This is a genomic window from Enterobacter genomosp. O, from assembly GCF_001022965.1.
Taxonomy (GTDB): domain Bacteria; phylum Pseudomonadota; class Gammaproteobacteria; order Enterobacterales; family Enterobacteriaceae; genus Enterobacter; species Enterobacter cloacae_L.
In genome coordinates this window covers 808,990-834,810 of record NZ_LECZ01000027.1, presented here as the reverse complement: position 1 = coordinate 834,810, position 25,821 = coordinate 808,990, and the positions used below count along the sequence as shown (strand labels likewise).

Genomic DNA, 25,821 nt, shown 5'->3' with positions numbered 1-25,821 from the left:
AAGGGCACGGATCGTAGGTCGGGTAAGCGCAGCGCCACCCGACAATAACATCAGAAGCGAGAATCAACCGCAGCTGCCAGCTTATCCAACAGCAGTTCGCTGTCTTCCCAGCTCAGGCACGGGTCGGTGATCGACTGGCCGTAGACCATCTGCTGTCCGGCAACGATTTTCTGCGTCCCTTCCTTGATGAAACTTTCGGCCATAATGCCCGCGATGGCGCTTGAGCCGCTGCGGATCTGCTGGCAAACCTCATCGCATACGTCCAGCTGGCGGCGATGCTGCTTCTGACAGTTACCGTGGCTGAAGTCCACCACCAGATGTTCCGGCAGGTCGAATTCGGCCAGCGTTTCACAGGCTGCCGCAATATCTTGCGCATGATAGTTAGGCTTCTTGCCGCCGCGCATAATGATATGCCCGTACGGGTTACCGCTGGTCTGGTAGATGGTCATGTGGCCGCTCTTGTCCGGCGACAGGAACATATGGCTGGCGCGGGCAGCGCGGATCGCATCAACCGCGATGCGGGTGTTGCCGTCCGTCCCGTTTTTAAAGCCGACCGGGCAGGAGAGGGCGGATGCCATTTCGCGGTGGATTTGGCTTTCGGTGGTGCGTGCGCCAATTGCGCCCCAGCTGATCAGATCGGCGATAAACTGTCCAGTCACCATATCGAGAAACTCGGTCGCCGTCGGCACGCCAAGTTCGTTGACCTGAAGTAGCAGTTTGCGCGCCAGCTCGATACCGTGATTCACGCGATAGCTGCCGTTCAGGTCAGGATCGGAAATCAACCCTTTCCAGCCCACTACGGTCCGCGGTTTTTCAAAGTAGGTCCGCATCACAATCTCAAGGCGATGCTGGTACTTATCCCGCAGCCCCTGGAGCCGTTTTGCATAATCCATCGCGGCATCCAGATCGTGGATGGAGCATGGCCCAATCACCACCAGAAGACGTTTGTCTTCACCATTAAGGATTTTTTCAATGCGTCGGCGGGAGGCCGTCACATGTTCCGCGACGGCGGCGGAAACAGGGTGCCGCTGTGCCAGTTCAGCCGGCGTAACCAGGCTGTCAATGCGCGCAGTGCGGAGTTCATCGGTTTTATTCATGGAATGTCTCAGAAAATTTTTGCTTCATCGGCAGACTACCGGGAAGTGATGGGCATCACCTTAAACCAATCCCTGCTGATTTCAAGTTCGGGGCGATACCGCCCCGTTGTTGCCGATGATGATACCTGAATCTGAGTTAATGTACTAGCATATTAGTACATGCGGCGGTTCAGCCCCATGATGTCGAGAATTTTGGTGGCAATCTCTTCAACGGAGTAGTTGGTGCTGTTCAGCCACGGGATCTGGTTTTTGCGGTACAGGGCTTCCACTTCGGAGACCTCCATTCGGCACTGGCGCATGGAGGCGTAGCGGCTGTTTTCGCGGCGCTCTTCGCGGATGGCGGCGAGGCGTTCCGGGTTAATCGTCAGGCCGAACAGCTTGTGCTGTAGCGGCTTCAGGGCGGCGGGCAGCACCAGGTTATCCATGTCGTCAGCGATAAACGGGTAGTTTGCGGCGCGAATGCCAAACTGCATCGCCAGATAGAGGCTGGTCGGGGTTTTACCGCAGCGCGATACGCCAAGCAAAATCACCTGCGCCTGGTCCAGATTACGCAGAGAGATACCGTCGTCGTGCGCCAGGGTGTAGTCAATGGCGGCGATACGCGCGTCGTACTTGGTCAGGTTGCCGGGATTAAGCCCGTGGGTACGGTGGGCGATAGGGGTCGGGTCGAGCTTAAGCTCGCTTTGCAGCGGCGCCACCAGCGCCTGCACGATATCCTGACAGAAGCCTTCACTTTGCAGAATGATGGAGCGAATCTCGGGGATGACGATAGAGTAGAACACCAGCGGACGCACGCCGGTCTGCTGATAGATGGCGTCAATCTGGTCCTTCACCGCTTTGGCGCGGCTCTCATTTTCCACGAACGGCAGCGTGATGCTGTTAATCGAAACGGGAAATTGCGACATCACCGCGTGGCCCAGCACCTCGGCGGTGATCGCCGTACCATCAGAAATATAAAAAACGTGGCGATCGACAGCACTATCCATTTTACACACCCTGAATATCAGACCTAATTGTCTGAAAGCATAAATTAAAAAAGTTAATTACACAGCAAAGAACTTGTCCTAATTATAAATGAAACGGTGTTTTTGATTTTCCTGAAAAGCGGATTTCATTTTTCAAATAGCGACTTTGTTTTTGTGGTTTCTGGCTGAATATATAGGAATCATCGGGTTATTGGCTGGTGGGAAAGTATCCGAAAAGTTGAAAATTTAAATTGCTTACACGATTCACCGTTTTTTTAGCGGAAATAATTATGCCAGTATAAATACGTAGTCAGGTGTTTCTTACTCCGATCAAATATCACAAAAGGATTGTTTCGATGTCCAACAATGGCTCGTCACCGCTGGTGCTTTGGTATAACCAACTCGGCATGAATGATGTAGACAGAGTTGGGGGCAAAAATGCCTCCCTGGGTGAAATGATTACAAATCTGTCGGGTATGGGTGTCTCCGTACCGAACGGGTTTGCCACCACCGCCGATGCCTTTAACCTGTTTTTAGACCAGAGCGGTGTTAACCAGCGCATTTACGACCTGCTGGATAAAACGGATATTGATGATGTCACCGAGCTTGCGAAAGCCGGGGCGCAGATCCGCCAGTGGATCATCGACACACCTTTCCAGCCGGAACTGGAAAAAGCCATTCACGACGCGTACAACCAGCTCTCTGCTGACGATGCGCAGGCCTCCTTTGCCGTGCGCTCCTCTGCAACCGCAGAAGATATGCCGGACGCCTCGTTTGCCGGACAGCAGGAAACCTTCCTGAACGTCCAGGGTTACGATGCCGTACTGGTGGCGGTGAAGCACGTCTTTGCGTCCCTGTTTAACGACCGCGCCATCTCCTATCGCGTGCATCAGGGTTATGACCATCGCGGCGTAGCGCTTTCCGCTGGCGTTCAGCGTATGGTGCGCTCGGACGTAGGCTCATCCGGCGTGATGTTCTCCATCGATACCGAATCCGGCTTCGACCAGGTGGTGTTTATCACCTCCGCGTGGGGTCTGGGTGAGATGGTGGTCCAGGGTGCGGTTAACCCTGACGAATTCTACGTTCACAAGCCTACGCTTGCGGCTAACCGCCCGGCGGTGGTGCGCCGCACCATGGGCTCGAAAAAAATCCGCATGATCTATGCCCCGACCCAGGAGCATGGCAAGCAGGTGAAAATTGAAGATGTGCCGCAGGAGCAGCGCGACCGCTTCTCCCTGACCGACGCCGAAGTAGAAGAACTGGCGAAGCAGGCGGTGCAGATCGAAAAACACTACGGCCGTCCGATGGATATCGAATGGGCGAAAGACGGTAACACCGGCAAGCTGTTTATCGTGCAGGCGCGTCCGGAAACCGTCCGCTCTCGTGGTCAGGTTATGGAGCGTTATACGCTGCACGCGCAGGGCAAAATCGTGGCGGAAGGCCGCGCCATCGGTCACCGCATCGGTGCCGGTCCGGTCAAAGTGATCCACGACATCAGCGAGATGAACCGCATTGAGCCCGGCGACGTGCTGGTAACCGACATGACCGACCCGGACTGGGAACCGATCATGAAGAAGGCCGCGGCTATCGTCACCAACCGCGGTGGCCGTACCTGTCACGCCGCCATCATCGCGCGCGAGCTGGGTATTCCTGCGGTTGTCGGCTGCGGTGACGCCACCGAGCGCATGAAGGACGGCCAGAACGTGACCGTCTCCTGTGCCGAAGGCGATACCGGCTACGTCTACGCCGATATTCTGGACTTCAGCGTGAAAAGCTCCAGCGTAGATACCATGCCGGACCTGCCGCTGAAGATCATGATGAACGTCGGTAACCCGGACCGCGCGTTTGACTTCGCCTGCCTGCCGAACGAAGGCGTGGGCCTGGCGCGTCTGGAATTCATCATCAACCGTATGATTGGCGTTCACCCGCGCGCGCTTCTGGAGTTTGACGACCAGGATCCGAAGCTGCAGAACGAAATCCGCGAGATGATGAAAGGCTACGACTCGCCAAGAGAGTTCTACGTCGGCCGTCTGACCGAAGGGATCGCGACGCTGGGCGCCGCCTTCTATCCGAAACGCGTGATCGTGCGCCTGTCGGACTTTAAGTCTAACGAATACGCCAACCTGGTAGGCGGCGAGCGCTACGAGCCGGAAGAAGAGAACCCGATGCTGGGCTTCCGCGGGGCCGGACGCTACGTGTCCGACAGCTTCCGCGACTGCTTCGCGCTGGAGTGTGACGCAGTGAAGCGCGTGCGCAACGACATGGGGCTGACCAACGTCGAAATCATGATCCCGTTCGTGCGTACCGTGGACCAGGCGAAAGCCGTTGTGGACGAACTGGCGCGCCAGGGTCTGAAGCGCGGCGAGAACGGGCTGAAGATCATCATGATGTGTGAAATTCCGTCCAACGCCCTGCTGGCCGAGCAGTTCCTCGAGCACTTCGACGGCTTCTCTATCGGCTCGAACGACATGACGCAGCTGACGCTGGGTCTGGACCGTGACTCCGGCGTGGTTTCTGAGCTGTTCGACGAGCGTAACGAGGCGGTGAAGGCGCTGCTCTCCATGTCCATTCGCGCGGCGAAGAAGCAGGGTAAATACGTCGGGATTTGTGGTCAGGGTCCATCCGACCATGAAGACTTTGCCGCATGGCTGATGGAAGAGGGGATTGATAGCCTGTCTCTGAACCCGGACACCGTGGTGCAAACCTGGCTGAGCCTGGCGGAACTGAACAAGTAACCGCTTAAAAACGGATAAAGGCGAGGAGATATCTCCTCGCCTTTTTTATTTCCGCCCGAATATGCTCCCCATCACAAATAAAGTAAAAAACCAAATATCATAATTTGCCTGTTAATTTAGACAATTGTTAGCGCACAAAGCGTTGCTAATACTTGAGCCTTACTGCGCAATTCCCTACCAATGATGCGCAACTGGTTGAAATACGTTTTAACCTGATAAAAAGGCAAATAACAATGACAATCTCCTCTGTATTGCGTACCAAAGATAAAATAGGCTATGGCTTAGGTGATATGGCCAGCGCGCTGGTCTGGCAAACGGCAACGTTATTTCTTGCTTACTTCTATACCGACGTTTTTGGATTGCCCGCCGCGATAATGGGCACCATGTTTTTGGTGGTGCGCGTGGTCGATGCGTTTGTCGACCCGTGCATTGGCGCGCTGGTCGACCGCACCCGGACGCGTCACGGCCGTTTCCGCCCCTGGCTGCTGTGGTTCGCCATTCCGTTTGGCGTGAGCTGCCTGATTACCTTCTATGTCCCGGACGCCGGGCCGACGGGAAAAATCGTTTATGCCTGCGTGACCTATGCGATCTTAAGCCTGATTTACTCCGCCATTAACGTGCCTTACTGCGCCATGCCCGGCGCGCTGACGCTGGATCCGCGCGAGCGTCACTCTCTGCAGTCCTGGCGCTTTGGCCTGTCGTTTATCGGCGGGCTGATTGTGACGGTTATTGCCCTGCCGCTGGTCTCATTGTTAGGCCAGGGCAACGTGCAGAAAGGCTATTTCTATGCCATGAGCCTGATGGGGCTGCTGGGGATTGTGCTGTTCTTCTGCTGTTTCCTGATGACCCGCGAGCGTTATTCTCCGCGTAATGATACCTCCGGCTCCATGCTCACCGATTTAAAACTGCTGGCCGGAAACAGCCAGTGGCGGATTGTGTTCCTGTTTAATATTTTGCTGTTAACGGCGGTGGTAACGCGCGGTTCCGCCACGATGTATTACGTCAACTACGTGCTGTTGCGCCCGGATCTGGTCTTTGCATTTATTGTTTCCGGAATGGTGGCCTCCTTAAGCGGCGCATTATTATCTGAACGGCTGCTGGGGAAATTTGACCGCGTACGCGCCTATCAGTGGACTATTATTTCCTTCGTCATTTTCGGCGCGCTGATTTTCTTCCTGCCGCCTTCGCAGGTCTGGCTCATCTTTGGCCTCAACATTGTCTTCAGCTTTGTGCAAAACCTCACCACGCCGCTCCAGTGGACCATGTTCTCCGACGTAGTCGACTACGAAGAGCACCGCAGCGGCCGTCGTCTGGATGGGCTGGTTTTCTCCACCGCGCTGTTTGCCATCAAGTTTGGCCTGGCGCTGGGCGGGGCGGTCGTCGGCTGGGTGCTTGGCATGGTGGATTACGCCCCCGGCCAGGCAACCCAGGCACCGAGCGTTCTCTCGACCATCAACGCCCTGTTTACCCTCATCCCTTGCGCGCTGTTCCTCTGCATGGTCGCGCTGCTCGCCATCTACAAACTCAACAGCCGGCTGGTGGATTCCATTGCCCGGGAGCTGGCCGGCAAACGTGAAGTAAGACCCGAAGCGGGGCAGCTCAGCCCGGCAACCCCTTCCGCAATACAGGAGTAAAACATGACAGCTATCTATAAGGACGCGGGACGTCCCGTGCACGAGCGCGTCGCCGACTTACTGGCGCGCATGACCCCGCAAGAGAAGTTCGCCCAGATGCACGCGTACTGGCTGATCCTCGATGAAAACGGTAACCACCGCGAGCGAAGCGACCTGAGTGACGAATTCGCCGGCGTGAGCGAGCAGGCTGCGCTCAGCGAACGGCTAAAGCTGGGCGTCGGGCAGATTACGAGACCGCTGGGCACCCATATCGTTGATGCAAAAACCGGCGTGCGCGCCGCTAACCGCCTGCAGCGGATGATGATGGAGGAGACGCGACTCGGCATTCCGGCGCTGTTCCATGAAGAGTGTCTGGTGGGGCTGTTGTGCAAAGAGGCCACGCTATTCCCGTCGTCGCTGAACTACGGTTCAACATGGGACCCGGAGCTTGTACAGCGGGCGGCAGAACAGATTGGCAAAGAGGCCCGCTCGGTTGGCTGCCAGCAGGGGCTGGCGCCGGTGCTGGACGTGTCCCGCGACGTGCGCTGGGGGCGAACCGAAGAGACCTTCGGGGAAGATCCCTGGCTGGCGGGGGTAATGGCCACGGCCTACGTGAAGGGGTTACAGGGCGATAAGCGCAACCTGCTGGCGACCCTCAAACATTACGTGGGCCACTCGTTCAGCGAGGGGGCGCGTAACCATGCCCCGGTGCATTTAGGCTTTAGCGAGCTGAATGACACCTTCCTGCTGCCGTTTGAAATGGCGGTGAAGCTGGCCGATGCCGGTTCGGTGATGCCGGCCTACCACGATATCGACAATCAGCCGGGGCACAGCGACAGCTTCCTGCTGACCACCGTTCTGCGCGAACGGTGGGGGTTCGACGGGATCGTTGTCGCCGACTACGGCGGCGTCAGCCTTCTGCACCAGCACCATGGGGTCTCACACGATGCGGCCGAATCTGCCGCGCTGGCGTTCAACGCCGGGCTGGACGTTGAGCTGCCGAAGGATGACTGCGCGCGCCACCTGGCCGAGGCCGTCGAGCGTGGGCTGATTTCCATGGCGAAAGTGGATGAGATCGTAAACCGCGTGCTGACCGAAAAATTCCGCCTGGGGCTGTTTGAAAAGCCGTATGCCGATGAAAACGGTATCGATCTGCAAAATGAGACGACCCGCCAGGTCGCGCGGGACGTGGCGAGTAAATCGTTAACGCTGCTTGAGAATAACGGCATTTTGCCACTCGGCGGCAAACCCCGCGTGGCGGTGGTGGGGCCGACGGCGGACGACCCGCTGGCGTTGCTCAGCGGCTACAGCTTCCCGGTGCATTTGATCATCAGCGATATGGTGGAAGAGACCTCGCAGGTGACGACCCCGCGCGCGGCGCTGGAGCACTATCTCGGTGCCTCTCAGGTCCGCTATGCCAAAGGGTGTCACATCATCGAAAAACGGATGGCGGGTGCGCCGGTCTTCCCGGGCGACAGCGGCGGTAAACCGATGCAGCAGTCGCCGGTATCGCAAAGTACCGCCCTTATCCCCGAGGCCGTGAAGGCTGCGCAGGAGAGTGATGTGGTGGTGGCCTGCGTGGGCGATCTCGCCGGGCTGTTCCAGAGCGGCACCGTGGGGGAAGGTTCCGATACCGATTCCCTGAACCTGCCGGGCGTTCAGCAACAGCTGCTGGAGGCGCTAGTGGCGACGGGCAAACCGGTGATTGTCGTGATGACCGGTGGGCGTCCGTACAACCTTCAGGGGCTGGAGGATAAGGTCGCGGCGCTGATAGTGGCGTGGGCGCCGGGGCAGGAAGGGGGCTGGGCCATTGCTGACGTAGTAACGGGGCGTGCGGAGCCGCAGGGGCGCCTGGTGGTGAGCGTGCCGAAAAGCGCAGGCGCGATGCCGTACTACTACAATCACAAGCTCAAAAGCGGCGGTACGCCGTTTGCGTTCCATTTCGGTTCACGTTACCCGTTTGGCTTCGGCCTCGGCTGGACGCAGTTTAGCTGGCGGGCCGCGAGGGTGGCGGAAGCTGACGTACCGGTCGACGGTGAAGTGACGCTGAGCGTGGATATCACCAATACCGGGGAGCGCAGCGGCAGCGAGGTGGTGCAGGTTTACGTCAGAGATAAGGTTGCCACGCAGGTTCGACCGCTTCAGGAGTTGAAGGCCTTCCAGCGCGTCACGCTCTCGCCGGGCGAAAGCGCCACGCTCACCTTTACGCTACCGGTTGAGATGTTCAACTTCACCCGTAGGGACGGGAAACGCATCGTTGAGCCGGGGGAGTTTGAGCTGCAGGTTGGCGCATCGTCGGCGGATATCCATGAGGTGGTCACGGTGAATGTGACCGGCGAAACGCGGGTGCTGCCAGCGGCGTGGCGGATGCTGAGTACCTGTCAGGTGACGCGCGCGTAATCAGGATAAAAAAAAGCCCATCGTGGGAGATGGGCAAAGACTACACACAGCAATTCGTTGTTTCACTCAGGGGATTTCCATGCTTATAAATCAAGGTGTTGATTTATAACCGTGTGCTAATAGTAGGCATGTCATCTTTTAGCGTCGATCGGATTCGTCTCAATAGTTAAAGAGACGTAAAGATTTCTTGAGGTTAAAGGCAGGTTTAGTGCAGGAACGGCGGGTCTGACCAGTGAGTAACGAATAAATACTTTAGCGGTGTTAAAGTATTGTGCGAGGGAATGTAGGCCGGGTAAGCGTTAGCGCCACCCGGCAAACAAACTTAATGCGTGTTTTTCTCTTCCAGCTCTTCCAGTTCGCTCAAAATCACGTCCGGGTCAGTTGCCGGCGGCGGAATTTCATGCACCCAGGCGGAGAACAGGCGCCAGGTGACGGCGAGAAGCACCGGACCAATAAACAGGCCGATCATGCCAAAGGCAATCAGTCCGCCAATGACCCCAGAGAGGATCAGAATGAGCGGCAGGTCTGCCCCCATGCGGATGAGGATCGGACGAATGACGTTATCCATGGTGCCGACCACGCAGCTCCAGACCAGCAAAACCGTTCCCCACGTGGTATCACCCGTCCAGTAGAGCCAGATAATGCTGGGGACCAGCACCAGCAGCGGACCCAGCTGCGCAAGACAGGTCATCAGCATGACCACGGTAAACACGGTGGCGTACGGTACGCCGGAAATGGCCAGACCGATACCGCCCAGCACCGCCTGCACCAGCGCGGTGACCACCACGCCCAGCGCAACCGCGCGCACCGCCTGTGCCGCCAGCAGTACCGCGGCGTCACCCCGTTTACCCGCCAGGCGGGTGGCAAAGTGACGAACCCCTAAAGCCACCTGCTCGCCGCGCCAGTAGAGCAGGGCGCTGAAGAGCAGCATCAGGGTACAGTGCATCATAAAGCGGCCGATATGCGCCGCCTGACCCACAAACCAGGTGGTGGTGGTGCCTATATACGGGCGGACTTTTGCCATCAGCGCGCTGCCGCCCATCTCCAGCAGGCTGTGCCAGCCGCTGTAGAGTTTGGCACCCACCAGCGGAATGCTGTTCAGCCAGGCGAGATCCGGCAGCGTCAGGTCGCCGCTGGTAATGGCGCGAATAACCGGGCCACTGGAATCCACCAGGCTATTCACCAGCAGAGCAATGGGAATAATAAACAGCAGGAATAACAGGAGCGTCATGACCAGCACGGCTAACCCGCGGCGGCCGAACAGCAGCTTCTGCAAGCGCAGCAGCAAAGGCCACGTGGCAACGACAACGGTCGCAGCCCAGGCGAAGCCGAGAATAAAGGGTTGAACAATCCACAGACACGCAATAATCATGAGGGCCAGGAACAGCACCGACAGCAAAATTTGCGCAACATCCCTGGGCTGGCGAAGATTGACCATAAATGAAACTTTCCTTAACAGAACGCCAGCGGGGCTGGCGGGAACGGAAAACCGCGTCTCTGTAATCATTAATGATCTCAGCGGTTTTTGACAGGCGAATTCTGCCTGTAATTCAGCAGAGATTATAAGAAAAAAATGTGATAAAACTTTCCAGACACAACGCAAACGATTTTATACACAAAATCATTCGAGTTGCATCAAGGCGGCAAGTCTGAGAATCCCAGAAGCTTACTCAGGTAAGTGACTGGGGTGAGCAGACGCAGCCAACGCAGAGGCAGCTCGAAGGATGACGTGTTTATACAACTCTAATTAGGGTCGACAGTTATGATCCCACAGATTTCTCAGGCACCTGGCGTCGTTCAGCTGGTGCTTAATTTTTTGCAGGCACTGGAGCAACAGGGTTTTACAGGTGATACCGCCACGAACTATGCCGACAGGCTGACGATGGCGACCGATAACAGTATCTACCAGCTTCTTCCCGATGCCGTCGTTTTCCCTCGTTCAACGGCCGACGTCGCGCTGATTGCCCGGCTGGCCACGCAGGAGCGCTTCGCCTCGCTGGTCTTTACGCCGCGCGGCGGCGGCACCGGGACCAATGGTCAGGCACTGAACCAGGGCATCATTATTGATATGTCGCGCTATATGAACCGCATCATTGAGATCAACCCTGAAGAGGGCTGGGTGCGGGTCGAAGCGGGCGTCATCAAAGATCAGCTTAATCAGTATCTCAAGCCTTACGGCTACTTCTTCGCGCCCGAACTCTCCACCAGTAACCGCGCGACCATAGGCGGGATGATCAACACGGATGCCTCCGGCCAAGGCTCGCTGGTCTACGGGAAAACCTCCGATCACGTGCTGGGCGTGCGTGCGGTTCTGCTGGGGGGCGATATCCTCGATACCCAGCCGATGGCGGTTGAGCTGGCGGAAACGCTGGGCAAAGATAACACCGCCATCGGGCGTATTTATCGTACCGTGCTGGAGCGCTGCCGCGACAACCGTCAGCTGATCCTCGACAAATTCCCCAGGCTGAACCGCTTCCTGACCGGATACGACCTGCGTCACGTCTTTAACGACGACCTGACCCAGTTTGATTTAACCCGCGTGCTGACCGGCTCTGAAGGGACGCTGGCGTTTATCACCGAGGCGCGGCTGGATATCACCCGGTTGCCGAAGGTGCGTCGCCTGGTGAACGTCAAATATGACTCCTTCGACTCCGCGCTGCGCAATGCGCCGTTTATGGTGGAAGCGCAGGCGCTGTCGGTGGAAACCGTCGACTCTAAAGTGCTCAATCTGGCCCGGGAAGACATTGTCTGGCACTCCGTAAGCGAGTTGATTACCGACGTGCCGGATAAAGAGATGCTGGGTCTCAATATCGTCGAATTTGCCGGCGATGATGCGGAACTGATTGAGCGCCAGGTCACCACCCTCTGCCAGCGGCTGGATGAGCTGATTGCCCAGGGCGAAGGCGGCGTAATCGGCTGGCAGCTCTGTAACGACCTGGCCGGTATTGAACGTATCTATGCGATGCGTAAAAAAGCCGTGGGCCTGCTCGGCAATGCGAAAGGCGCAGCGAAGCCGATTCCGTTTGCCGAGGATACCTGCGTTCCGCCCGAGCATCTGGCGGATTATATCGTTGAGTTTCGCGCCCTGCTGGACGGCCACGGCCTGAGCTACGGCATGTTCGGCCACGTTGATGCCGGGGTACTGCACGTGCGTCCGGCGCTGGATATGTGCGACCCGCAGCAGGAGATCCTGATGAAGCAGATCTCCGACGATGTGGTGGCCTTAACCGCTAAATACGGTGGCCTGCTGTGGGGCGAGCACGGGAAAGGGTTCCGCGCGGAATACAGCCCGGCATTCTTCGGCGAACAGCTCTACGCGGAGCTGCGCAAGGTGAAGGCGGCGTTCGACCCGCATAACCGCCTTAACCCGGGTAAAATCTGCCCGCCTGAAGGTGTCGATGCCCCGATGCTGCAGGTGGACGCCGTCAAGCGCGGCACGTACGACAGACAGATCCCGATTGCGGTGCGTTCCTCCTGGCGCGGCGCGATGGAGTGCAACGGCAACGGCCTGTGCTTTAACTTTGATGTCAAAAGCCCGATGTGCCCGTCGATGAAAATCACCAGCAACCGTATTCACTCTCCAAAGGGGCGGGCGACGCTGGTGCGCGAATGGCTGCGTCTGCTGGCCGACCGCGGGGTTGATCCGCTCAAGCTGGAGCAGGAGCTGCCGGAAAAACGGGCCAGCCTGCGCTCGCTGATTGAGCGCACCCGCAACAGCTGGCATGCCAACAAGGGCGAGTACGATTTTTCTCACGAGGTGAAAGAGGCGATGTCCGGCTGTCTGGCCTGTAAAGCCTGCTCCACCCAGTGCCCGATTAAAATCGACGTGCCGGAGTTCCGCTCGCGTTTCCTGCAGCTTTACCACACGCGCTATCTGCGTCCGGTGCGGGACCATCTGGTGGCGACGGTAGAAAGCTACGCGCCGCTGATGGCGCGTGCGCCAAAGACCTTTAACTTCTTTATCAACCAGCCGCTGGTGCGCAAGCTCTCCGAAAAACACATCGGGATGGTCGATCTCCCGCTGCTGTCGGTACCGTCTTTGCAGCGCCAGCTCGTCGGGCATCGCTCGGCGAACATGACCCTGGAGCAGCTGGAGGCGCTTACCCCTGAGCAAAAAGCGAACGTGGTGCTGGTGGTACAGGATCCGTTTACCAGCTACTACGATGCGCAGGTGGTTGCGGATTTCATCCGCCTGTCGGAAAAGCTGGGCTATCAGCCAGTGGTACTGCCGTTCTCACCCAACGGCAAGGCGCAGCACATCAAAGGCTTCCTGACGCGCTTTGCGAAGACCGCGCGGAAAACGGCTGACTTCCTGAATCGCGTGGCGCAGCTGGGGATACCGATGGTCGGCGTCGATCCGGCGCTGGTGCTTTGCTATCGCGATGAATACAGGCAGACGCTGGGCGATAAGCGCGGCGATTTCAACGTGATGCTGGTGCACGAGTGGCTGCCGATGGCCCTGGACGACAAAGCGGTTCAGGATGTCAGCGGTGAACCGTGGTATCTGTTCGGCCACTGCACGGAAGTGACCGCGCTGCCGGGCGCACCCGGCCAGTGGGCGTCCGTCTTTGCCCGGTTCGGCGCGAAGCTGGAGAGCGTCAACGTGGGCTGCTGCGGGATGGCCGGCACCTACGGGCACGAGGTGAAAAACCACGCCAACTCGCTCGGCATTTATGAGCTGTCCTGGCATCAGGCGATGCAGCGTTTGCCGCGAAACCGCTGCCTGGCGACGGGCTACTCCTGTCGTAGCCAGGTAAAACGGGTCGAAGGTAACGGCGTGCGTCACCCATTGCAGGCTTTACTGGAGATAATTGGATGATCTGGAAACGTGCCGTGACGCTGCAGGCGCTGAACGCCATGGGCGAGGGGAATATGGTGGGGCTGCTGGATATCCAGTTCATCCGCATTGGTGACGATGAGATTGAGGCCACCATGCCCGTCGACCATCGCACCCATCAGCCGTTTGGTTTATTGCACGGCGGGGCATCCGTCGTGCTCGCCGAAACGCTGGGCTCGGTGGCGGGGTATCTGTGCACCGAAGGGGAGCAGAAGGTTGTCGGGCTTGAGGTTAACGCTAACCATATTCGCTCGGTGCGCAGCGGGCGCGTGCGCGGCGTTTGCCGCGCCCTGCATGCCGGTAGCCGCCATCAGGTGTGGCAGATAGATATTCACGATGAGCAGGATCGCCTGTGCTGCTCGTCGCGACTGACGACGGCGGTTGTGTAAAGTTTTCAGATGTTTTGCCTTTGGTCAAAAACTAGCCAGCGGATTGTGATATACTGGTCAGGTTTTGTACATAAGCGAGGACATCATGGATACTGAAATAACCCCAACACAGCTGGCAATTGAATATTTACGTCGCGATAAAAGCAACCTGTCTCCGGCGCAGTACCTGAAAAAGCTGAAACAGCTTGAGCTGGAATTTACAGATTTGCTGGCGCTCTCTTCGAATGAACTAAAAGAAGAGATCTACTTTGCCTGGCGGTTGGGCGTTCACGTCCATTGAGAGAATAAAAGGGCCGCGACAGCGGCCTTTTTTGTGTCTGAAATTCAGTATCGGGCCGGGAGTTTGTTGATTCTGATAAGCCTGCCTTCTTCCATTTCGATAAATCCGCCGGTTTTTAAATCCGCCAGAATGCGCATCACGCCGCTGCGGGAAAGCTGGGTCTTGTCGCGAATGTAGCGTTCAGCGGTAATCCCCAGGCGGTAAGACTCATCTTCATTCATCAATAACATCAGCTGCTGGCGAATCATCTCATAGGCCGTTGGGGCACCCTTCGGCATGACGGTGTTGTAGAGCCGGTTGTACATAAACATCAGATGGTTTGAAAACAGTCCCCACAGCGCTTTCTCCTGAATAATGGCGTTGAGCTGCCCGGTGGGCAACGTGCCGATCCTGCAGGGGGTCACCGTTTTCAGGTAGTCGTCAAAAAAGATGTCATTCAGATTGGCCATCCCAAAAAATGCCGGGCTTTTCGCCGTCGATAGCATCAGATTGTCGCTGCGTCGGTAAATGGCCACGGTGCCTTCCAGGATCAAATAACTCATCCCCTGACCGTTGACCACCAGATCCAACTGCTCCCCGCGACCGGTGTTACGAATGGCAGAATAAGGTTGTAAGTGAGTAATCAGCTCTTGTGCATAAGGGGAGCCACGATGTGGCTTTTCTGTGGTGGACATAACCTGAACCTGAAAGAATCGTCTTTCTGATTATAGCGTTACTCGTCATCACCAGCACCACCGGGGTCAGTATTTCCTCGGTAAATGGTGTACATCAAGCAGCACGCCGCGCTCCATTGTAATGTACTTCCCGGTGCGCAGTTCGGCCAGGATCCGCATAATCCCGCTGCGCGACAGCCAGGTTCGACTTTGTATATACGCAGCCGCCGTGATGTTCATTCGTATTGCTTCCGGCTCCTGCATCAGTTCCACCAGTTGAAAACGGATTATGTCATAGGCCGACATCTGTGAGATCCGCGAGCAGTGCTCGTAGACCCGCGAGGCGGTATAGATCAGCAGATGCGAAAAGGGCTCCCATAAATTGTGTTGCGCAACCAGACGATTAAAACGTTCCAGCGAAACGGCCGCAAGTTCAGAGGTCTCCAGCGCCCTGACGTACAGGTGTTCTGACGAGAACTGGCTGCTGACGCCGAGAATGAATGGCGAGGATTCAGAATTTAATACAATGCCGTCTCCCCGACGGTGCAGTGCCACGCTGCCCTGCAAGAGTAAAAAACACTGGCGGTCATCGTGATGGTAATAGTGAACCACTTCCCCTCTGGACAGTATGCGTCTTTCAGTCAGGGGAAGAAGGGTATTAATTAATTTCTCGATGTGCTTATAGGGCTTTGCAGTCAGCACCGGTGTTTTTTCAATATCGACTTCGGGAGCCATTCGGGTGTTCATTAGATACCTCACTAACAGATGCGATCATTTTTTGATCGGCATAAAGAATTATCTTAAAAAACAGCGGGTAGTGGAATATTTGTGAAAGGTCTAAAAATAGACCGCAAGATGTTGTGGTCCTAATTATATGAATTTTAAGCTTGTCTTTTACGGGTCTAAAAGTAGACCCGTGATTATGGTGTTAAGGAAATTCCAAAAAGAATTGTTCTAATTTTGTTAAACCATAGTCTACAGCTAGACCTCAAAATAGATTGTGCGCTGAAAAAGAGTTGTATAAATTTTACTCGTCAGCAGGCATAACCCGTAATGTTAACCTGAGCTGCGAAGCGATGTTATTTAATGAACTCCTGGCAGTATATAAATGACAAGGTAAGGCGGGCGTGAACACCATTAAACCGCTTTGTCTGGATTTCTGTAATAAATAAAGTGATACAGGATTTACTTATGAAAAATAAAATGATGATAGCAATGCTGGCAATCGGCTCCACTCTGGCAACGACGCACGCTTTTGCCGCCGCCGGTACCGTTAATTTTAACGGTAATATTCTGGATTCCGCCTGCGATGTGGATGTCGCTTCTCAGAATCAGGTAGTGGTATTAGGGGATTATTATAAAACAGAATTCCCTACTACCGGGGCCAGAACGGCAGCAACGCAGTTTAATATTGTGTTGAAAAACTGCCCGGTGACGGTTACCAACGCCAAAGTGCGTTTTGATGGTACGCCGGATGCCACCAATGCCAGCCTGCTGGCGATTGATTCGTCTGCGGCGGGTGCGGCTATCGGGGTGGCTATTAACCTGATGACGGCAGATAAAGCGGATCTCCCGCTTCATGGCAGCAACAGCTATAGCTATGCGTTGAGCAGCACGGCGGATAATACCCTGAGTTTCTATGCCCAGTATATTTCCACCGCAGCGACAGTCACCGCCGGCCCGGCAAACTCTGTCGCTAACTTCTCAGTGGTCTACAACTAACAGTTTCAGAATCATTAAGGGGCCAACCCGGCCCCTTTGTTGTATGAGGTTTATCATGCGTTTTATCACAACAACAGGATTGGCCCTGGCGATGTCTGCGCTTACGCTGACCACAGCCAGCGCCGGCGTTATTATTGGCGGCACCCGTCTCATATTCGATGGGGCTAAAAAAGAAGCGTCAATAAGCATAAATAACCCTGACAGTGCGCCTTATTTAATTCAGTCATGGATAGATATGCAGGAAGGGAACTCAGGTAAAGCGCCTTTTATTATTACACCGCCATTATATAGACTGGATGGCGGACAAAAAAACATTGAGCGAATTGTGATGACGGGCGCACTGCCACAGGAGCGGGAAAGTTTGTTCTGGCTGAATATTAAAGCGATCCCATCGGCATCAAAACAGACGAACTCCCTGCAAATTGCAGTGAAAACCCGCATCAAATTGATTTACCGTCCGGAAGGTCTCCGGGCGTCAACACCAGAGGAACAGGCCAGTAAATTAACCTGGCAACGAATCGGGGATAACCTCGAGGTTAAAAACCCTACGCAATTCGTCATTAATTTTAATGAAATTACGCTGGCGGGAAAAAAACTGGATGACGTGACGTATGTTTTACCCGGCGCTTCAGCCCGGTTTGCATTACCAAATGAGGTCAGGGGAAATTCACTCACGTTTAAAATCATTAACGACTATGGCAGTCCCGGCGTTTTACATCAGGCCAGTTTGTAATGTGTTAGCAAACGGCAACGCCCGTATTCATCAGGTAATTCGTCATGAAAGTAATAAACAGGATGCGGCCTGCGCGCCTGGCGACCTTTATCGCCCTGGCGTTTGCCGGATCCTCTCCGTCGCTCTGTGCCAGTGTTGCATTTAACACGGATCTGATTGAGCTGGACAATCCCGGCATGGATAAAGCCGATTTGTCGGCTTTTGAATCAGGCTCTCAGGCGCCGGGAAACTACCATGTCGATATTATCGTTGACGACGCATTAGTGGAGACGGGGGATATTCGCTTTTCCGCGGGCAAAAACGCGAACGGCGATGAGATATTGCAGCCGTGCCTGAGTATTGAACAATTAAAACGGTGGGGGGTAAAAACCGCATTATTTCCCGCACTCAGCGCGGAACAGGGCGAATGTGTCAATCTTCAGGCGATACCGCAGGCCAGTTCGGATTTCCAGTTTAGCGCCCTGCGCCTGGTGCTCAGCATCCCTCAGGCAGCCATCGATCTGCCGGCGAGAGGCTATGTACCGCCGCAGATGTGGGATGAAGGGATAACCGCAGCCATGCTTAATTACAGCCTGAGCGGGGCGACCAGCCGGGCGAAAACGGGGGAGCGGGCCAGCAGCAACAGCCAGTATGCGAACCTGCGTCCGGGGATCAATGTCGGGCCATGGCGTTTACGCAACTACACTACCTGGTCGCGGGATGCTTCCGGAAAAGATCAATGGGACACGGTCTACAGCTACCTGCAACGCGCCGTGATCCCGCTGAAAGCGCAGCTGACCGTCGGGGACAGTTCCGCGCCGGCGGATGTCTTTGACAGCATGCCGTTTCGCGGCGTCCAGCTGGCGTCGGACGATGACATGCTGCCGGATTCCCTGAAGGGCTATGCGCCTGTGGTTCGCGGGATTGCCCGTACCAATGCGCAGGTGGTGATTCGCCAGAATGGCTATCAGATCTACCAAAGCTATGTGGCACCGGGCGCGTTTGAGATTACCGATATGTACCCCACCGGTGGCGCGGGCGACTTAGACGTGACCATCAAAGAGGCGGATGGCAGCGAGCAGCATTTCACGTTGCCGTATGCCTCGGTACCGGTATTGCAGCGCGAAGGGCGACTGAAATACGCCCTCTCCGCGGGACAGTATCGCTCTTATAACAGCAGAGTGGAGAAAACCCCGTTCGGGCAGATCGCCGCGATTTATGGTCTACAGGATGGCATCACGCTCTATGGCGGCGTGCAGGGCTCCGGCAAGTACCGGTCGCTTGCGCTCGGGGTAGGGAAAAACATGGGTGATTTCGGTGCGCTTTCCGCAGATATCACCCAGGCCTGGTCGTCACCGGAGGGCACCGCAAAGACGCAGGGGCAGTCCTTGCGCGCGCGATACAGCAAGAACCTGCTAAATACCGGCACGAATTTTTCGATTGCAGGATACCGATATTCAACCCGTGGCTATTACGGGATGCAGGAAGTGCTGGATTCCTTCGGGGACAGCAGCGCGCTTCAGGAAAGACGGCGCAATCGCGTTGAGCTGACGATGAGCCAGACGCTGGGTGGCGACCTGGGCGCGCTGACGCTTAGCGCCGCACGGGAAGATTACTGGAATGCTGCCAGATCAATGGCGTCCTGGAGCGTTGGTTACAACAACTACTGGCACAACATCAGCTATGGCGTGACCTGGACATACAGTAAAAATGGCACCCCGGCGTCTTCCGCTAGCGGAAGTACAAAAGCCTACGATCGCGACCAGCTTCTGGCGTTTACCGTCAGCGTGCCGCTGGACACATTTCTGCCGCAGACGTGGGCCAACTATGGCCTGAACGCCAGTCAGAATAATGGCACAACGCACAGTCTCGGCATGAACGGGGTTGCTCTCGAAAACAGCGCCCTGAACTGGAATATCCAGCAGGGTTACGGCACGGATGGCGTGGGTTATACCGGCAATATGAACGGCGACTATAAAGGCACATACGGCGAGGTCACGGCGGGCTATGGCTACGACAGCAGTAGCGAGCGCCTGAATTATGGTTTACAGGGCGGCATCCTCGCGCATGCTGACGGCATTACGCTGTCTCAGCCGCTGGGCGAAACCAACGCGTTAATCAAAGCTCCTGGCGCGCACGGCGTCAATATTCGCAATCAGGCTGGCGTGCGTACGGATTACCGGGGCTATACGGTGGTAAATAACCTCTCCGTGTACCGGAAAAACGATCTCGCCCTCGATCCCGAGAATATGCCTGATGATGTGGAGCTGGAGATCAACACGCGCACGGTCACGCCGACACGCGGTGCGGTCGTGAAAGCGGATTATCTCTCCAAAGTGGGGCGTCGGGTGTTGATGACCTTAACGGACAATAACCGTTTTGTGCCGTTTGGCGCGGTGGTCACGCTGGAGGGCGATGCCAGCAGTAGTTTTATCGTCGGCGATCGCGGTCAGGTGTATTTAACCGGCCTGCGTGAACAGGGCACCGTTCTGGCGACATGGGGGACGCAATCCCACCAGCAGTGTCGGGCGGATTTTAATCTGCCGCAAGGATCTCAATATGGTGGCATCGCTGACATTAGCGTCACGTGTCGCCAGGAGCATTAATATGAAGGTAATCAACGTTATTTTACTGCTGTGTTGTCTGTGTGGCTGGCAAGTGGCCAGGGCCGGGACCTGCACGACGATCGTGCCGCAGCTGTCGACGCTGTCGGTGGGAACAATTAATGTTCAACGTGATGCACCTGTCGGCACGGTGATTTTTTCCGGCGCAGGAACGTATACGAGCTCCTATCTTACCGGATGTACCAATCCGTTAATGCTGGGTTTTAGCATGCGGTATAACAACGCCACGCTGAGCAGCTACGGCAATCATGTGTATAACACCAACATCAGCGGCATAGGTATTCGGTTTTCATCGAATGCCTATTTCGAGAACCCGAGCAATACGTTCTCTTACAGTGCGCAGACCTCTTATGTGGACTGGTATGGCGGTCGGGTCGAGCTGGTGGTGACCGGCCCGGTGTCATCCGGTGCCTTAACCCCGGGGGTCATTGGCGTGGTGACGCTCCAGGGCAGCGACGGTGTTTATCGTGACGGGCTGACCGAGCAGCTTACCGGCGGAACCATCAACGCCCTGGCATGCACGATCGCCACGCCGCAGCTGACGTTCCCGATCGGTGATATTTCCGCATCCGCCTTTGGTACCGTGGTGGGGACCACGCCGGGCGTGGCGCAGAATACGCAAAACCTGGGATTAACCTGCAGCGCTGGCACCAATATTACGGTCTCGCTCAGCGGAATACAGAATCCTGACAGTGCAAATACCAGCGTTATGGCCTTAACGGGACAGGGGAGTACCGGTACGGCAAAAGGTGTTGGCGTGCAGCTTTTATATAACGGTACGCCGCTGGCATTAAATAGCCGTCTGTTGCTCAAACAGTCTGCGGGTGGACAAGAGACGCTCCCGTTAACGGCGCGTTATTACCAGACATTAACCTCCGTCGAGTCCGGCTCCGCGAATGCGTCCGCCACGCTTAATTTGACGTATCAGTAACGGGTGGAACAATGAAATTACATTATCAGCGCGGGCTTATTCTGCTTTTATTCTGCGGGCACGCTTTCGCTGCTGACAGCGTGAATCTTGGCGTCACGGGAAATATCGTTGCCTCGCCCTGTATCTTTAACGGCGGGAGCACCAGTATGGATATTAACCTCGGGAATATACAGGCCACCAATATGGCGACGCCGGGGTCATCATCCGATCCGGTGCCTTTTAACATGCTGTTTACTCAGTGTCCGGCGGGAACCCGCAGCGTCACGGTCTCGTTCACCGGAAGCCCCGATCCGGTTGCCGGGGCAGACTACTATATGAACAGCGGCTCGGCGACAAATGTGGCGGTTGCTATGCGTGAGGCCGGAACGGGAACGCTAAAGGGAACAGGTTCCAGCATAACGCAAAATATTGCGGCAGACAGAACCGCCACCATGGCCATGCAGGCGGCGGTTAAATCGGTTAGCGGTGGTGCGACGCCGGGGAGTATCAGCGCAGTTGTTGTCATGACGATGCAATACAACTAAGTCGCAAGCGTGTTGATAAGCCTTATTGATTAACAGACATTGGTACTCGCTATGCTGAATATCCTGATTCAAGAGACAGATCAATTTTTTCACCATGGGCTACGGCGTTTCTTTATGGAATTCTTCTGGCGCAATTTTAAGCGGCAGATCCAGTTTGGCGTTGAGCTTAGCCACGATAACGTCAGTGCGGCGGATATTATCGTTATTACGTTATGTCAGGGAGAGACACTCACCTGTTTTCCTGAGTTACAGGCGCGACAAAAAGGGATTGTGATAGGGCTGGTTGAGGATGCCCTGCGTTTCTCGGCATTGCCGTCCTGTTTTCAGGATATTATTTTTATTCCCCGCAGCGCCTCGCTCGATCATCTAAGCCAGGTGCTGTTTATCGCCTGGCATAGCACGCAGTCACCCGGTTATACCTGGAAGAAAATTAGCTGCTTCGAGTGTCAGTATAAAATACTGTCACCGCAGCAAATTCGCATTATGGGGAATTTTTACAGGGGACTATCGGTGGTGCAGGTTGCCCGTGCGCTGAAGATGAGCGATAAAACCGTTTTTACGCATAAGTATATGATGATGCAGAAATTCAATCTGCGAAGTGATTTTGAACTGATCGCTCTGATTCGCAAAATGGTGGAGAAGAACAATCACCCGAACATGCTGCGTGACTATCTGGTCAATAATTACGGGTAATGTGTTTTTTTTTATGCAGTGAATTACAAAACATAGTGCACGGTTATACACCTATAGAATAGCGTTCGCGTCATGGTACTTTTTATGCTTTATATAATGACGCCTTCGCTATGCAAATTCATAAAACCATCAAGCCGATTTTTGTCACTAAGTTTCAGTGTGTTGGGCCAGAGTGCTTAATGTCATGCTGTCGTGGCTGGACGATCGGTATTGATAAGAAAACCCACCAGAAATATGTCCTCTCCTCACACGCAGACATTGCCGCCATTGCCAAAGAGAATCTCATTCTTCAGCGAAAGGGTAAGAGCAACTATTCCAGAGTCAGGCTCAACGAAAAAGGGGACTGTCCTTTTATCGATGAAAACAAGCTCTGCATGGTACACCGCGATTTAGGGGAAGAGGCGCTCTCGCATACCTGTAGCACCTATCCCCGGAATTCAACCCGCTATCAGGATGAGACGCGACATTCGATGACGCTCTCCTGTCCGGAAGTGGTTCGACGCGTGCTGTTTGACCCGGATGCCATGCTGCTTCAGGAACAAGATGAGCTAGTGGCGCGCTACAAAACAAACCTGATTGGGCAGCGTCAGTCTGTCTCGCAGACGCAGCAGGTGATCCATCTTTTTGCCTGGAATTTAATCCAGTCGCCTTCCCGCAACATTGAAGAGAATTTAATGGCGCTGGCACAGTTTATTCTCTGCCTTCAGCACGTTGACTTTGACTTGCATAATAAATTTCCTGAAGTGGAAAATTTCTACGAGGCGTTACGCAATGAACTTCAAAGCGGCAAATCACTGATCGATTCCGGTAATCTGGCCCATTCAAACGCGATGAAATATCTGGCCTTGTCCGTGATGGGGACCAACGTGGCGAAAGATTCGGCCCGGGACGGTTTTATTCTTGAAGGGCATCAGCAAATTGCTTCGTATCTGAATATTGCCAATTCAGACGACGCCGGTGAACTGGAGGCGAAATTCGACAAGATTAATCAGCAGTGGCATAAATTGTGTGAGGCGTCCTGTTTGTCAGAGCCTTACGTGTTACGCAATTATCTGCTGTATAAACTCTACAATAGCCATTTCCCCGGCAAAAATATGGCAACCGTGATGCGTCAGTTTTATCGTATGGTGCTGGACTTTTTCTACGTGAAATTCATTCTCAGCGTAAAATCGATGCAGGGTGAAATCGACCAGCAGGTCGTGATGAAAACCATCGCCAGCCTGTCAGAAAAGACCATGCACAATAGCACCATCGATGCGCGCATGGACTTTGCGATAGATAAGATCAACGGCGGCGATGATTTATCCTGCCTGTTGTTGATTGGCTAAACGCCCGGAACGTAGGCCGGGTAAGCGCAGCGCCACCCGGCTTTTTCTCAGACATTCACCGCGCTAATCAGCCGCGACTTCATGGACTGATACGCAGACGCCGCATAATCCTCCGCCCAGCGCTGGTCCTCAATGGCCTCCAGCTGCACCGCGCAGTACTTGGTTTCGGGGGTTTTGGAGATAGGGTCGAGGTTATCCTGCGTCAGCTCGTTGCAGGCGCCAATCCACCACTGATAGGTCATATAGACGGCCCCGGCGTTGATGCGCTCGCTGATGCTGGCGCGGGTAATCACTTTGCCGCGACGCGAACGCACCCAGACCAGCTGCCCGTCAGTAATGCCCAGCTTGTCCGCATCGGCAGGGTTCATTTGCACCCGACCCGGCTCGTCGGCCAGGCTTTGCAGCGCGGCGCAGTTCCCGGTCATGGAGCGACAGGAGTAGTGCCCCACCTCGCGTACCGTACAGAGGACCAGCGGGAAATCCGCATCCGGGGTTTCCGCCGGCGCGCGCCACGGTGCGGCAAAAAGCTGGCCCTTACCGCTCGGGGTATCGAACTGATTATCTTTGTACAGGTACGGCGTGCCGGGATGGTCCAGCGTCGGGCACGGCCACTGCACGTGGCCCATCTCGCCCATTTTTTCATACGTTACGCCGTAGAAGAGCGGGCACAGCTCGCGCATCTCATCCCAGATCTGCTGGTTGGAGTCATAATGCATTGGGTAGCCCATCTCGGTGGCGAGCAGGCTGATGATTTCCCAGTCGCGCTTCACGTTGCCGCTGGCCTCAATGGCTTTGCCAAAACGCTGGAACCCCCGGTCGGCGCAGGTAAAGACGCCGCCGTGTTCTCCCCAGGAGGTGGCAGGGAGCAGAACGTCAGCCACTTCTGCCGTTTTGGTCATAAAGATGTCCTGAACCACGACAAAATCGAGCGCTTCAAAACCGTTGCGCACCAGGCCGAGGTCGGCCTCTGTCTGAAGCGGGTCTTCCCCCATGATGTAATAGGCTTTGACCTTGCCTTCCAGCGCAAGGTGAGGCACTTCGGTAATGCGCGTTCCGACCCGATCGTCCATCGCCTTGACGTCAATTCCCCAGGCATCGGCGAACTTCTGTCTGACCGCCGGATCGGTAACATCCTGATAGCCGGGGAACATATTCGGCAGCACGCCCATATCACAGGCACCCTGTACGTTATTTTGACCGCGCACGGGACCGACGCCAACGGCAGGGCGACCGAGGTTGCCGGTTAGCAGCGCCAGGCTGGAAAGCCCTTTTACCACATCGACGGCCTGTCCAAACTGGGTCACGCCCATTCCCCACATCACGGTGGCGGAAGGGGCCGCCGCGAAGGTGCGCATCGCCTGGCGAACGTCACGGGCGGGAATCCCGGTGAGATGTTCAACCTTCTCCGGCGCATAGTCTTTCACCGTCTGCCGGTAGGCCTCAAGCCCCTCCGTAAAGCGCGCTACGTAGCTTTTGTCGTAAAGCTCCTCTTCGAGCAGCACGTAGCCAAAGGCATTGACCAGCGCCATGTTGCTGCCGTTTTTCAGCTGCAGATGCTGATCGGCAATACGCGCCGTTTCAATGCGTCGCGGATCGCAGACGATAATTTTTGCGCCGTTTTCACGCGCTTTCAGCACCCGGCGGGCGACGATAGGGTGGGAGTCCGCGCAGTTATAGCCAAATACCAGCAGGCATTTTGAGTTTTCAATATCGTTGATTGAATTGCTCATTGCGCCGTTGCCGAGCGTTTCCTGTAAACCGGCAACGGAAGGGCCGTGACAGACGCGCGCGCAGCAGTCCACGTTGTTGGTGTTCAGCACCGCGCGGGCAAATTTTTGCATCACATAGTTTGTTTCATTGCCGGTTCCGCGGGAGGAGCCGGTGGTCATGATCGACCGTGGACCGTGCTGCGCTTTAATGCTGCTGAGCCTGTGGGCGGTGTAGCGGATAGCCTCTTCCCAGGTAACGGGCGTGAATGCCTCGCCCTTATGGTAGCGGATCATCGGCTGAGTCAGGCGCGGGGTGAGCAGACGGGTATCGTTGAGGAAGTCCCAGCCGTAAAATCCTTTCAGACACAAGGTGCCCTGGTTTGTGACCCCCTGTGCCGCTTCGGCACGGATGATACGGTTATTTTCAACGACAAGGTTTAATTTACAGCCTGCACCGCAGTACGGGCAGACGCTGGCGATCTTTTTCATCAATAACAGACCTGTTAAGAAATGAAGCAAAGTTGACTGGAAAACCCAGTCCCGTAAGCGGAGGTAAGCAGGATCCGTGCCAGTTTAACTTTGCTGGTTTTACAGGGTGTTAAGCGAGGA

The 25,821-nt window shown here is 55.6% G+C and carries 19 protein-coding genes and 1 other RNA gene; 13 read left to right on the top strand and 7 right to left on the bottom strand.

Translation table 11 applies throughout. The features are described 5' to 3' along the window. Positions 1–50: 50 nt before the first annotated feature. Together aroH and ppsR are read right to left on the bottom strand one after the other, a co-directional pair. Positions 51–1,097 carry a 3-deoxy-7-phosphoheptulonate synthase AroH gene (gene aroH, locus ABR39_RS22720; RefSeq protein ID WP_047348847.1) on the bottom strand — a complete coding sequence of 349 codons (1,047 nt, stop codon included), beginning with the start codon at positions 1,095–1,097 and terminating at the stop codon, positions 51–53. Positions 1,098–1,249: 152 nt separating this feature from the next. Continuing rightward, positions 1,250–2,083 carry a posphoenolpyruvate synthetase regulatory kinase/phosphorylase PpsR gene (gene ppsR, locus ABR39_RS22715; RefSeq protein ID WP_023311315.1) on the bottom strand — a complete coding sequence of 278 codons (834 nt, stop codon included), beginning with the start codon at positions 2,081–2,083 and terminating at the stop codon, positions 1,250–1,252. 335 nt (positions 2,084–2,418) lie between these two features. Here ppsR and ppsA point away from each other — a divergent pair, with 335 nt between their 5' ends. The 3 genes from ppsA (at position 2,419) to ABR39_RS22700 (ending at position 8,810) form a co-directional block, all read left to right on the top strand. After that, positions 2,419–4,797, top strand: a complete 2,379-nt coding sequence (gene ppsA, locus ABR39_RS22710; protein ID WP_047348846.1) for a phosphoenolpyruvate synthase — start codon at positions 2,419–2,421, stop codon at positions 4,795–4,797. 233 nt (positions 4,798–5,030) lie between these two features. Then, positions 5,031–6,431, top strand: a complete 1,401-nt coding sequence (locus tag ABR39_RS22705; protein WP_047348845.1) for an MFS transporter — start codon at positions 5,031–5,033, stop codon at positions 6,429–6,431. Positions 6,432–6,434: 3 nt separating this feature from the next. After that, positions 6,435–8,810: a glycoside hydrolase family 3 N-terminal domain-containing protein gene (locus tag ABR39_RS22700; protein ID WP_047348844.1), complete on the top strand. Its 2,376-nt coding sequence runs from the start codon at positions 6,435–6,437 to the stop codon at positions 8,808–8,810. A 5-nt stretch (positions 8,811–8,815) separates the two neighbouring features. On the opposite strand, the gene rprA is transcribed toward ABR39_RS22700, so the two are convergent. Together rprA and ydiK are read right to left on the bottom strand one after the other, a co-directional pair. Continuing rightward, an RNA gene (gene rprA / locus ABR39_RS24425) (antisense sRNA RprA) lies at positions 8,816–8,923 on the bottom strand. 209 nt (positions 8,924–9,132) lie between these two features. Next, on the bottom strand, positions 9,133–10,248 hold the full coding sequence (ydiK, locus tag ABR39_RS22695; protein WP_047348843.1) for an AI-2E family transporter YdiK: 1,116 nt from the start codon (positions 10,246–10,248) through the stop codon (positions 9,133–9,135). A gap of 324 nt (positions 10,249–10,572) precedes the next feature. Between ydiK and ydiJ the strand changes: the two genes are divergently transcribed. The 3 genes from ydiJ to ABR39_RS22680 all read left to right on the top strand — a co-directional run bounded on the left by ydiJ (position 10,573) and on the right by ABR39_RS22680 (position 14,316). Then, positions 10,573–13,629, top strand: a complete 3,057-nt coding sequence (ydiJ, locus tag ABR39_RS22690) for a D-2-hydroxyglutarate dehydrogenase YdiJ (protein ID WP_047348842.1) — start codon at positions 10,573–10,575, stop codon at positions 13,627–13,629. Continuing rightward, a complete protein-coding gene (gene menI, locus ABR39_RS22685; protein ID WP_047348841.1) occupies positions 13,626–14,036 on the top strand; it encodes a 1,4-dihydroxy-2-naphthoyl-CoA hydrolase in 411 nt (136 codons plus the stop codon). The genes ydiJ and menI overlap by 4 nt, the downstream gene beginning before the upstream one ends. Positions 14,037–14,121: 85 nt before the next feature. Then, the gene (locus ABR39_RS22680; protein WP_003857766.1) at positions 14,122–14,316 is read left to right on the top strand and encodes a YdiH family protein; all 195 of its coding nucleotides are present in this window, start codon (positions 14,122–14,124) and stop codon (positions 14,314–14,316) included. A 44-nt stretch (positions 14,317–14,360) separates the two neighbouring features. Here ABR39_RS22680 and ABR39_RS22675 read toward each other — a convergent pair whose 3' ends face one another. Then, the gene (locus ABR39_RS22675; protein WP_047348840.1) at positions 14,361–14,990 is read right to left on the bottom strand and encodes a helix-turn-helix domain-containing protein; all 630 of its coding nucleotides are present in this window, start codon (positions 14,988–14,990) and stop codon (positions 14,361–14,363) included. A gap of 66 nt (positions 14,991–15,056) precedes the next feature. Continuing rightward, complete coding sequence (locus tag ABR39_RS22670; protein WP_047348839.1) at positions 15,057–15,716, bottom strand: winged helix-turn-helix transcriptional regulator; 660 nt, start codon at positions 15,714–15,716, stop codon at positions 15,057–15,059. Between the two features lie 444 nt (positions 15,717–16,160). Here ABR39_RS22670 and ABR39_RS22665 point away from each other — a divergent pair, with 444 nt between their 5' ends. The 7 genes from ABR39_RS22665 to fliB all read left to right on the top strand — a co-directional run bounded on the left by ABR39_RS22665 (position 16,161) and on the right by fliB (position 23,503). Then, complete coding sequence (locus ABR39_RS22665; protein ID WP_023292658.1) at positions 16,161–16,691, top strand: fimbrial protein; 531 nt, start codon at positions 16,161–16,163, stop codon at positions 16,689–16,691. 55 nt (positions 16,692–16,746) lie between these two features. Beyond that, positions 16,747–17,424, top strand: coding sequence for a fimbrial biogenesis chaperone (locus tag ABR39_RS22660; protein WP_047348838.1), 678 nt, complete (start codon positions 16,747–16,749; stop codon positions 17,422–17,424). 44 nt (positions 17,425–17,468) lie between these two features. Beyond that, positions 17,469–20,009, top strand: a complete 2,541-nt coding sequence (locus ABR39_RS22655) for a fimbria/pilus outer membrane usher protein (protein WP_047348837.1) — start codon at positions 17,469–17,471, stop codon at positions 20,007–20,009. 1 nt (position 20,010) lies between these two features. Beyond that, a complete protein-coding gene (locus tag ABR39_RS22650) occupies positions 20,011–20,958 on the top strand; it encodes a fimbrial protein (protein WP_047348836.1) in 948 nt (315 codons plus the stop codon). Positions 20,959–20,969: 11 nt separating this feature from the next. Further along, positions 20,970–21,482, top strand: a complete 513-nt coding sequence (locus ABR39_RS22645; RefSeq protein ID WP_047348835.1) for a fimbrial protein — start codon at positions 20,970–20,972, stop codon at positions 21,480–21,482. Between the two features lie 51 nt (positions 21,483–21,533). Beyond that, positions 21,534–22,175 (top strand): helix-turn-helix transcriptional regulator, encoded by a 642-nt coding sequence (locus ABR39_RS22640; protein WP_047348834.1) that lies wholly within the window; start codon positions 21,534–21,536, stop codon positions 22,173–22,175. 110 nt (positions 22,176–22,285) lie between these two features. Further along, positions 22,286–23,503, top strand: coding sequence for a flagellin lysine-N-methylase (gene fliB / locus ABR39_RS22635; protein ID WP_047348833.1), 1,218 nt, complete (start codon positions 22,286–22,288; stop codon positions 23,501–23,503). Positions 23,504–23,550: 47 nt separating this feature from the next. Here fliB and fdhF read toward each other — a convergent pair whose 3' ends face one another. Then, a complete protein-coding gene (gene fdhF, locus ABR39_RS22630; protein WP_047348832.1) occupies positions 23,551–25,701 on the bottom strand; it encodes a formate dehydrogenase subunit alpha in 2,151 nt (716 codons plus the stop codon). Positions 25,702–25,821 lie beyond the last annotated feature (120 nt).

Excerpts from the sequence above, each read along its gene's own strand:
- aroH (WP_047348847.1), bottom strand. The coding sequence starts at position 1,097 with ATGAATAAAACCGATGAACTCCGCACTGCGCGCATTGACAGCCTGGTT.
- ppsR (WP_023311315.1), bottom strand. The coding sequence starts at position 2,083 with ATGGATAGTGCTGTCGATCGCCACGTTTTTTATATTTCTGATGGTACG.
- ppsA (WP_047348846.1), top strand. The coding sequence starts at position 2,419 with ATGTCCAACAATGGCTCGTCACCGCTGGTGCTTTGGTATAACCAACTC.
- ABR39_RS22705 (WP_047348845.1), top strand. The coding sequence starts at position 5,031 with ATGACAATCTCCTCTGTATTGCGTACCAAAGATAAAATAGGCTATGGC.
- ABR39_RS22700 (WP_047348844.1), top strand. The coding sequence starts at position 6,435 with ATGACAGCTATCTATAAGGACGCGGGACGTCCCGTGCACGAGCGCGTC.
- ydiK (WP_047348843.1), bottom strand. The coding sequence starts at position 10,248 with ATGGTCAATCTTCGCCAGCCCAGGGATGTTGCGCAAATTTTGCTGTCG.
- ydiJ (WP_047348842.1), top strand. The coding sequence starts at position 10,573 with ATGATCCCACAGATTTCTCAGGCACCTGGCGTCGTTCAGCTGGTGCTT.
- menI (WP_047348841.1), top strand. The coding sequence starts at position 13,626 with ATGATCTGGAAACGTGCCGTGACGCTGCAGGCGCTGAACGCCATGGGC.
- ABR39_RS22680 (WP_003857766.1), top strand. The coding sequence starts at position 14,122 with ATGGATACTGAAATAACCCCAACACAGCTGGCAATTGAATATTTACGT.
- ABR39_RS22675 (WP_047348840.1), bottom strand. The coding sequence starts at position 14,990 with ATGTCCACCACAGAAAAGCCACATCGTGGCTCCCCTTATGCACAAGAG.
- ABR39_RS22670 (WP_047348839.1), bottom strand. The coding sequence starts at position 15,716 with ATGAACACCCGAATGGCTCCCGAAGTCGATATTGAAAAAACACCGGTG.
- ABR39_RS22665 (WP_023292658.1), top strand. The coding sequence starts at position 16,161 with ATGAAAAATAAAATGATGATAGCAATGCTGGCAATCGGCTCCACTCTG.
- ABR39_RS22660 (WP_047348838.1), top strand. The coding sequence starts at position 16,747 with ATGCGTTTTATCACAACAACAGGATTGGCCCTGGCGATGTCTGCGCTT.
- ABR39_RS22655 (WP_047348837.1), top strand. The coding sequence starts at position 17,469 with ATGAAAGTAATAAACAGGATGCGGCCTGCGCGCCTGGCGACCTTTATC.
- ABR39_RS22650 (WP_047348836.1), top strand. The coding sequence starts at position 20,011 with ATGAAGGTAATCAACGTTATTTTACTGCTGTGTTGTCTGTGTGGCTGG.
- ABR39_RS22645 (WP_047348835.1), top strand. The coding sequence starts at position 20,970 with ATGAAATTACATTATCAGCGCGGGCTTATTCTGCTTTTATTCTGCGGG.
- ABR39_RS22640 (WP_047348834.1), top strand. The coding sequence starts at position 21,534 with ATGCTGAATATCCTGATTCAAGAGACAGATCAATTTTTTCACCATGGG.
- fliB (WP_047348833.1), top strand. The coding sequence starts at position 22,286 with ATGCAAATTCATAAAACCATCAAGCCGATTTTTGTCACTAAGTTTCAG.
- fdhF (WP_047348832.1), bottom strand. The coding sequence starts at position 25,701 with ATGAAAAAGATCGCCAGCGTCTGCCCGTACTGCGGTGCAGGCTGTAAA.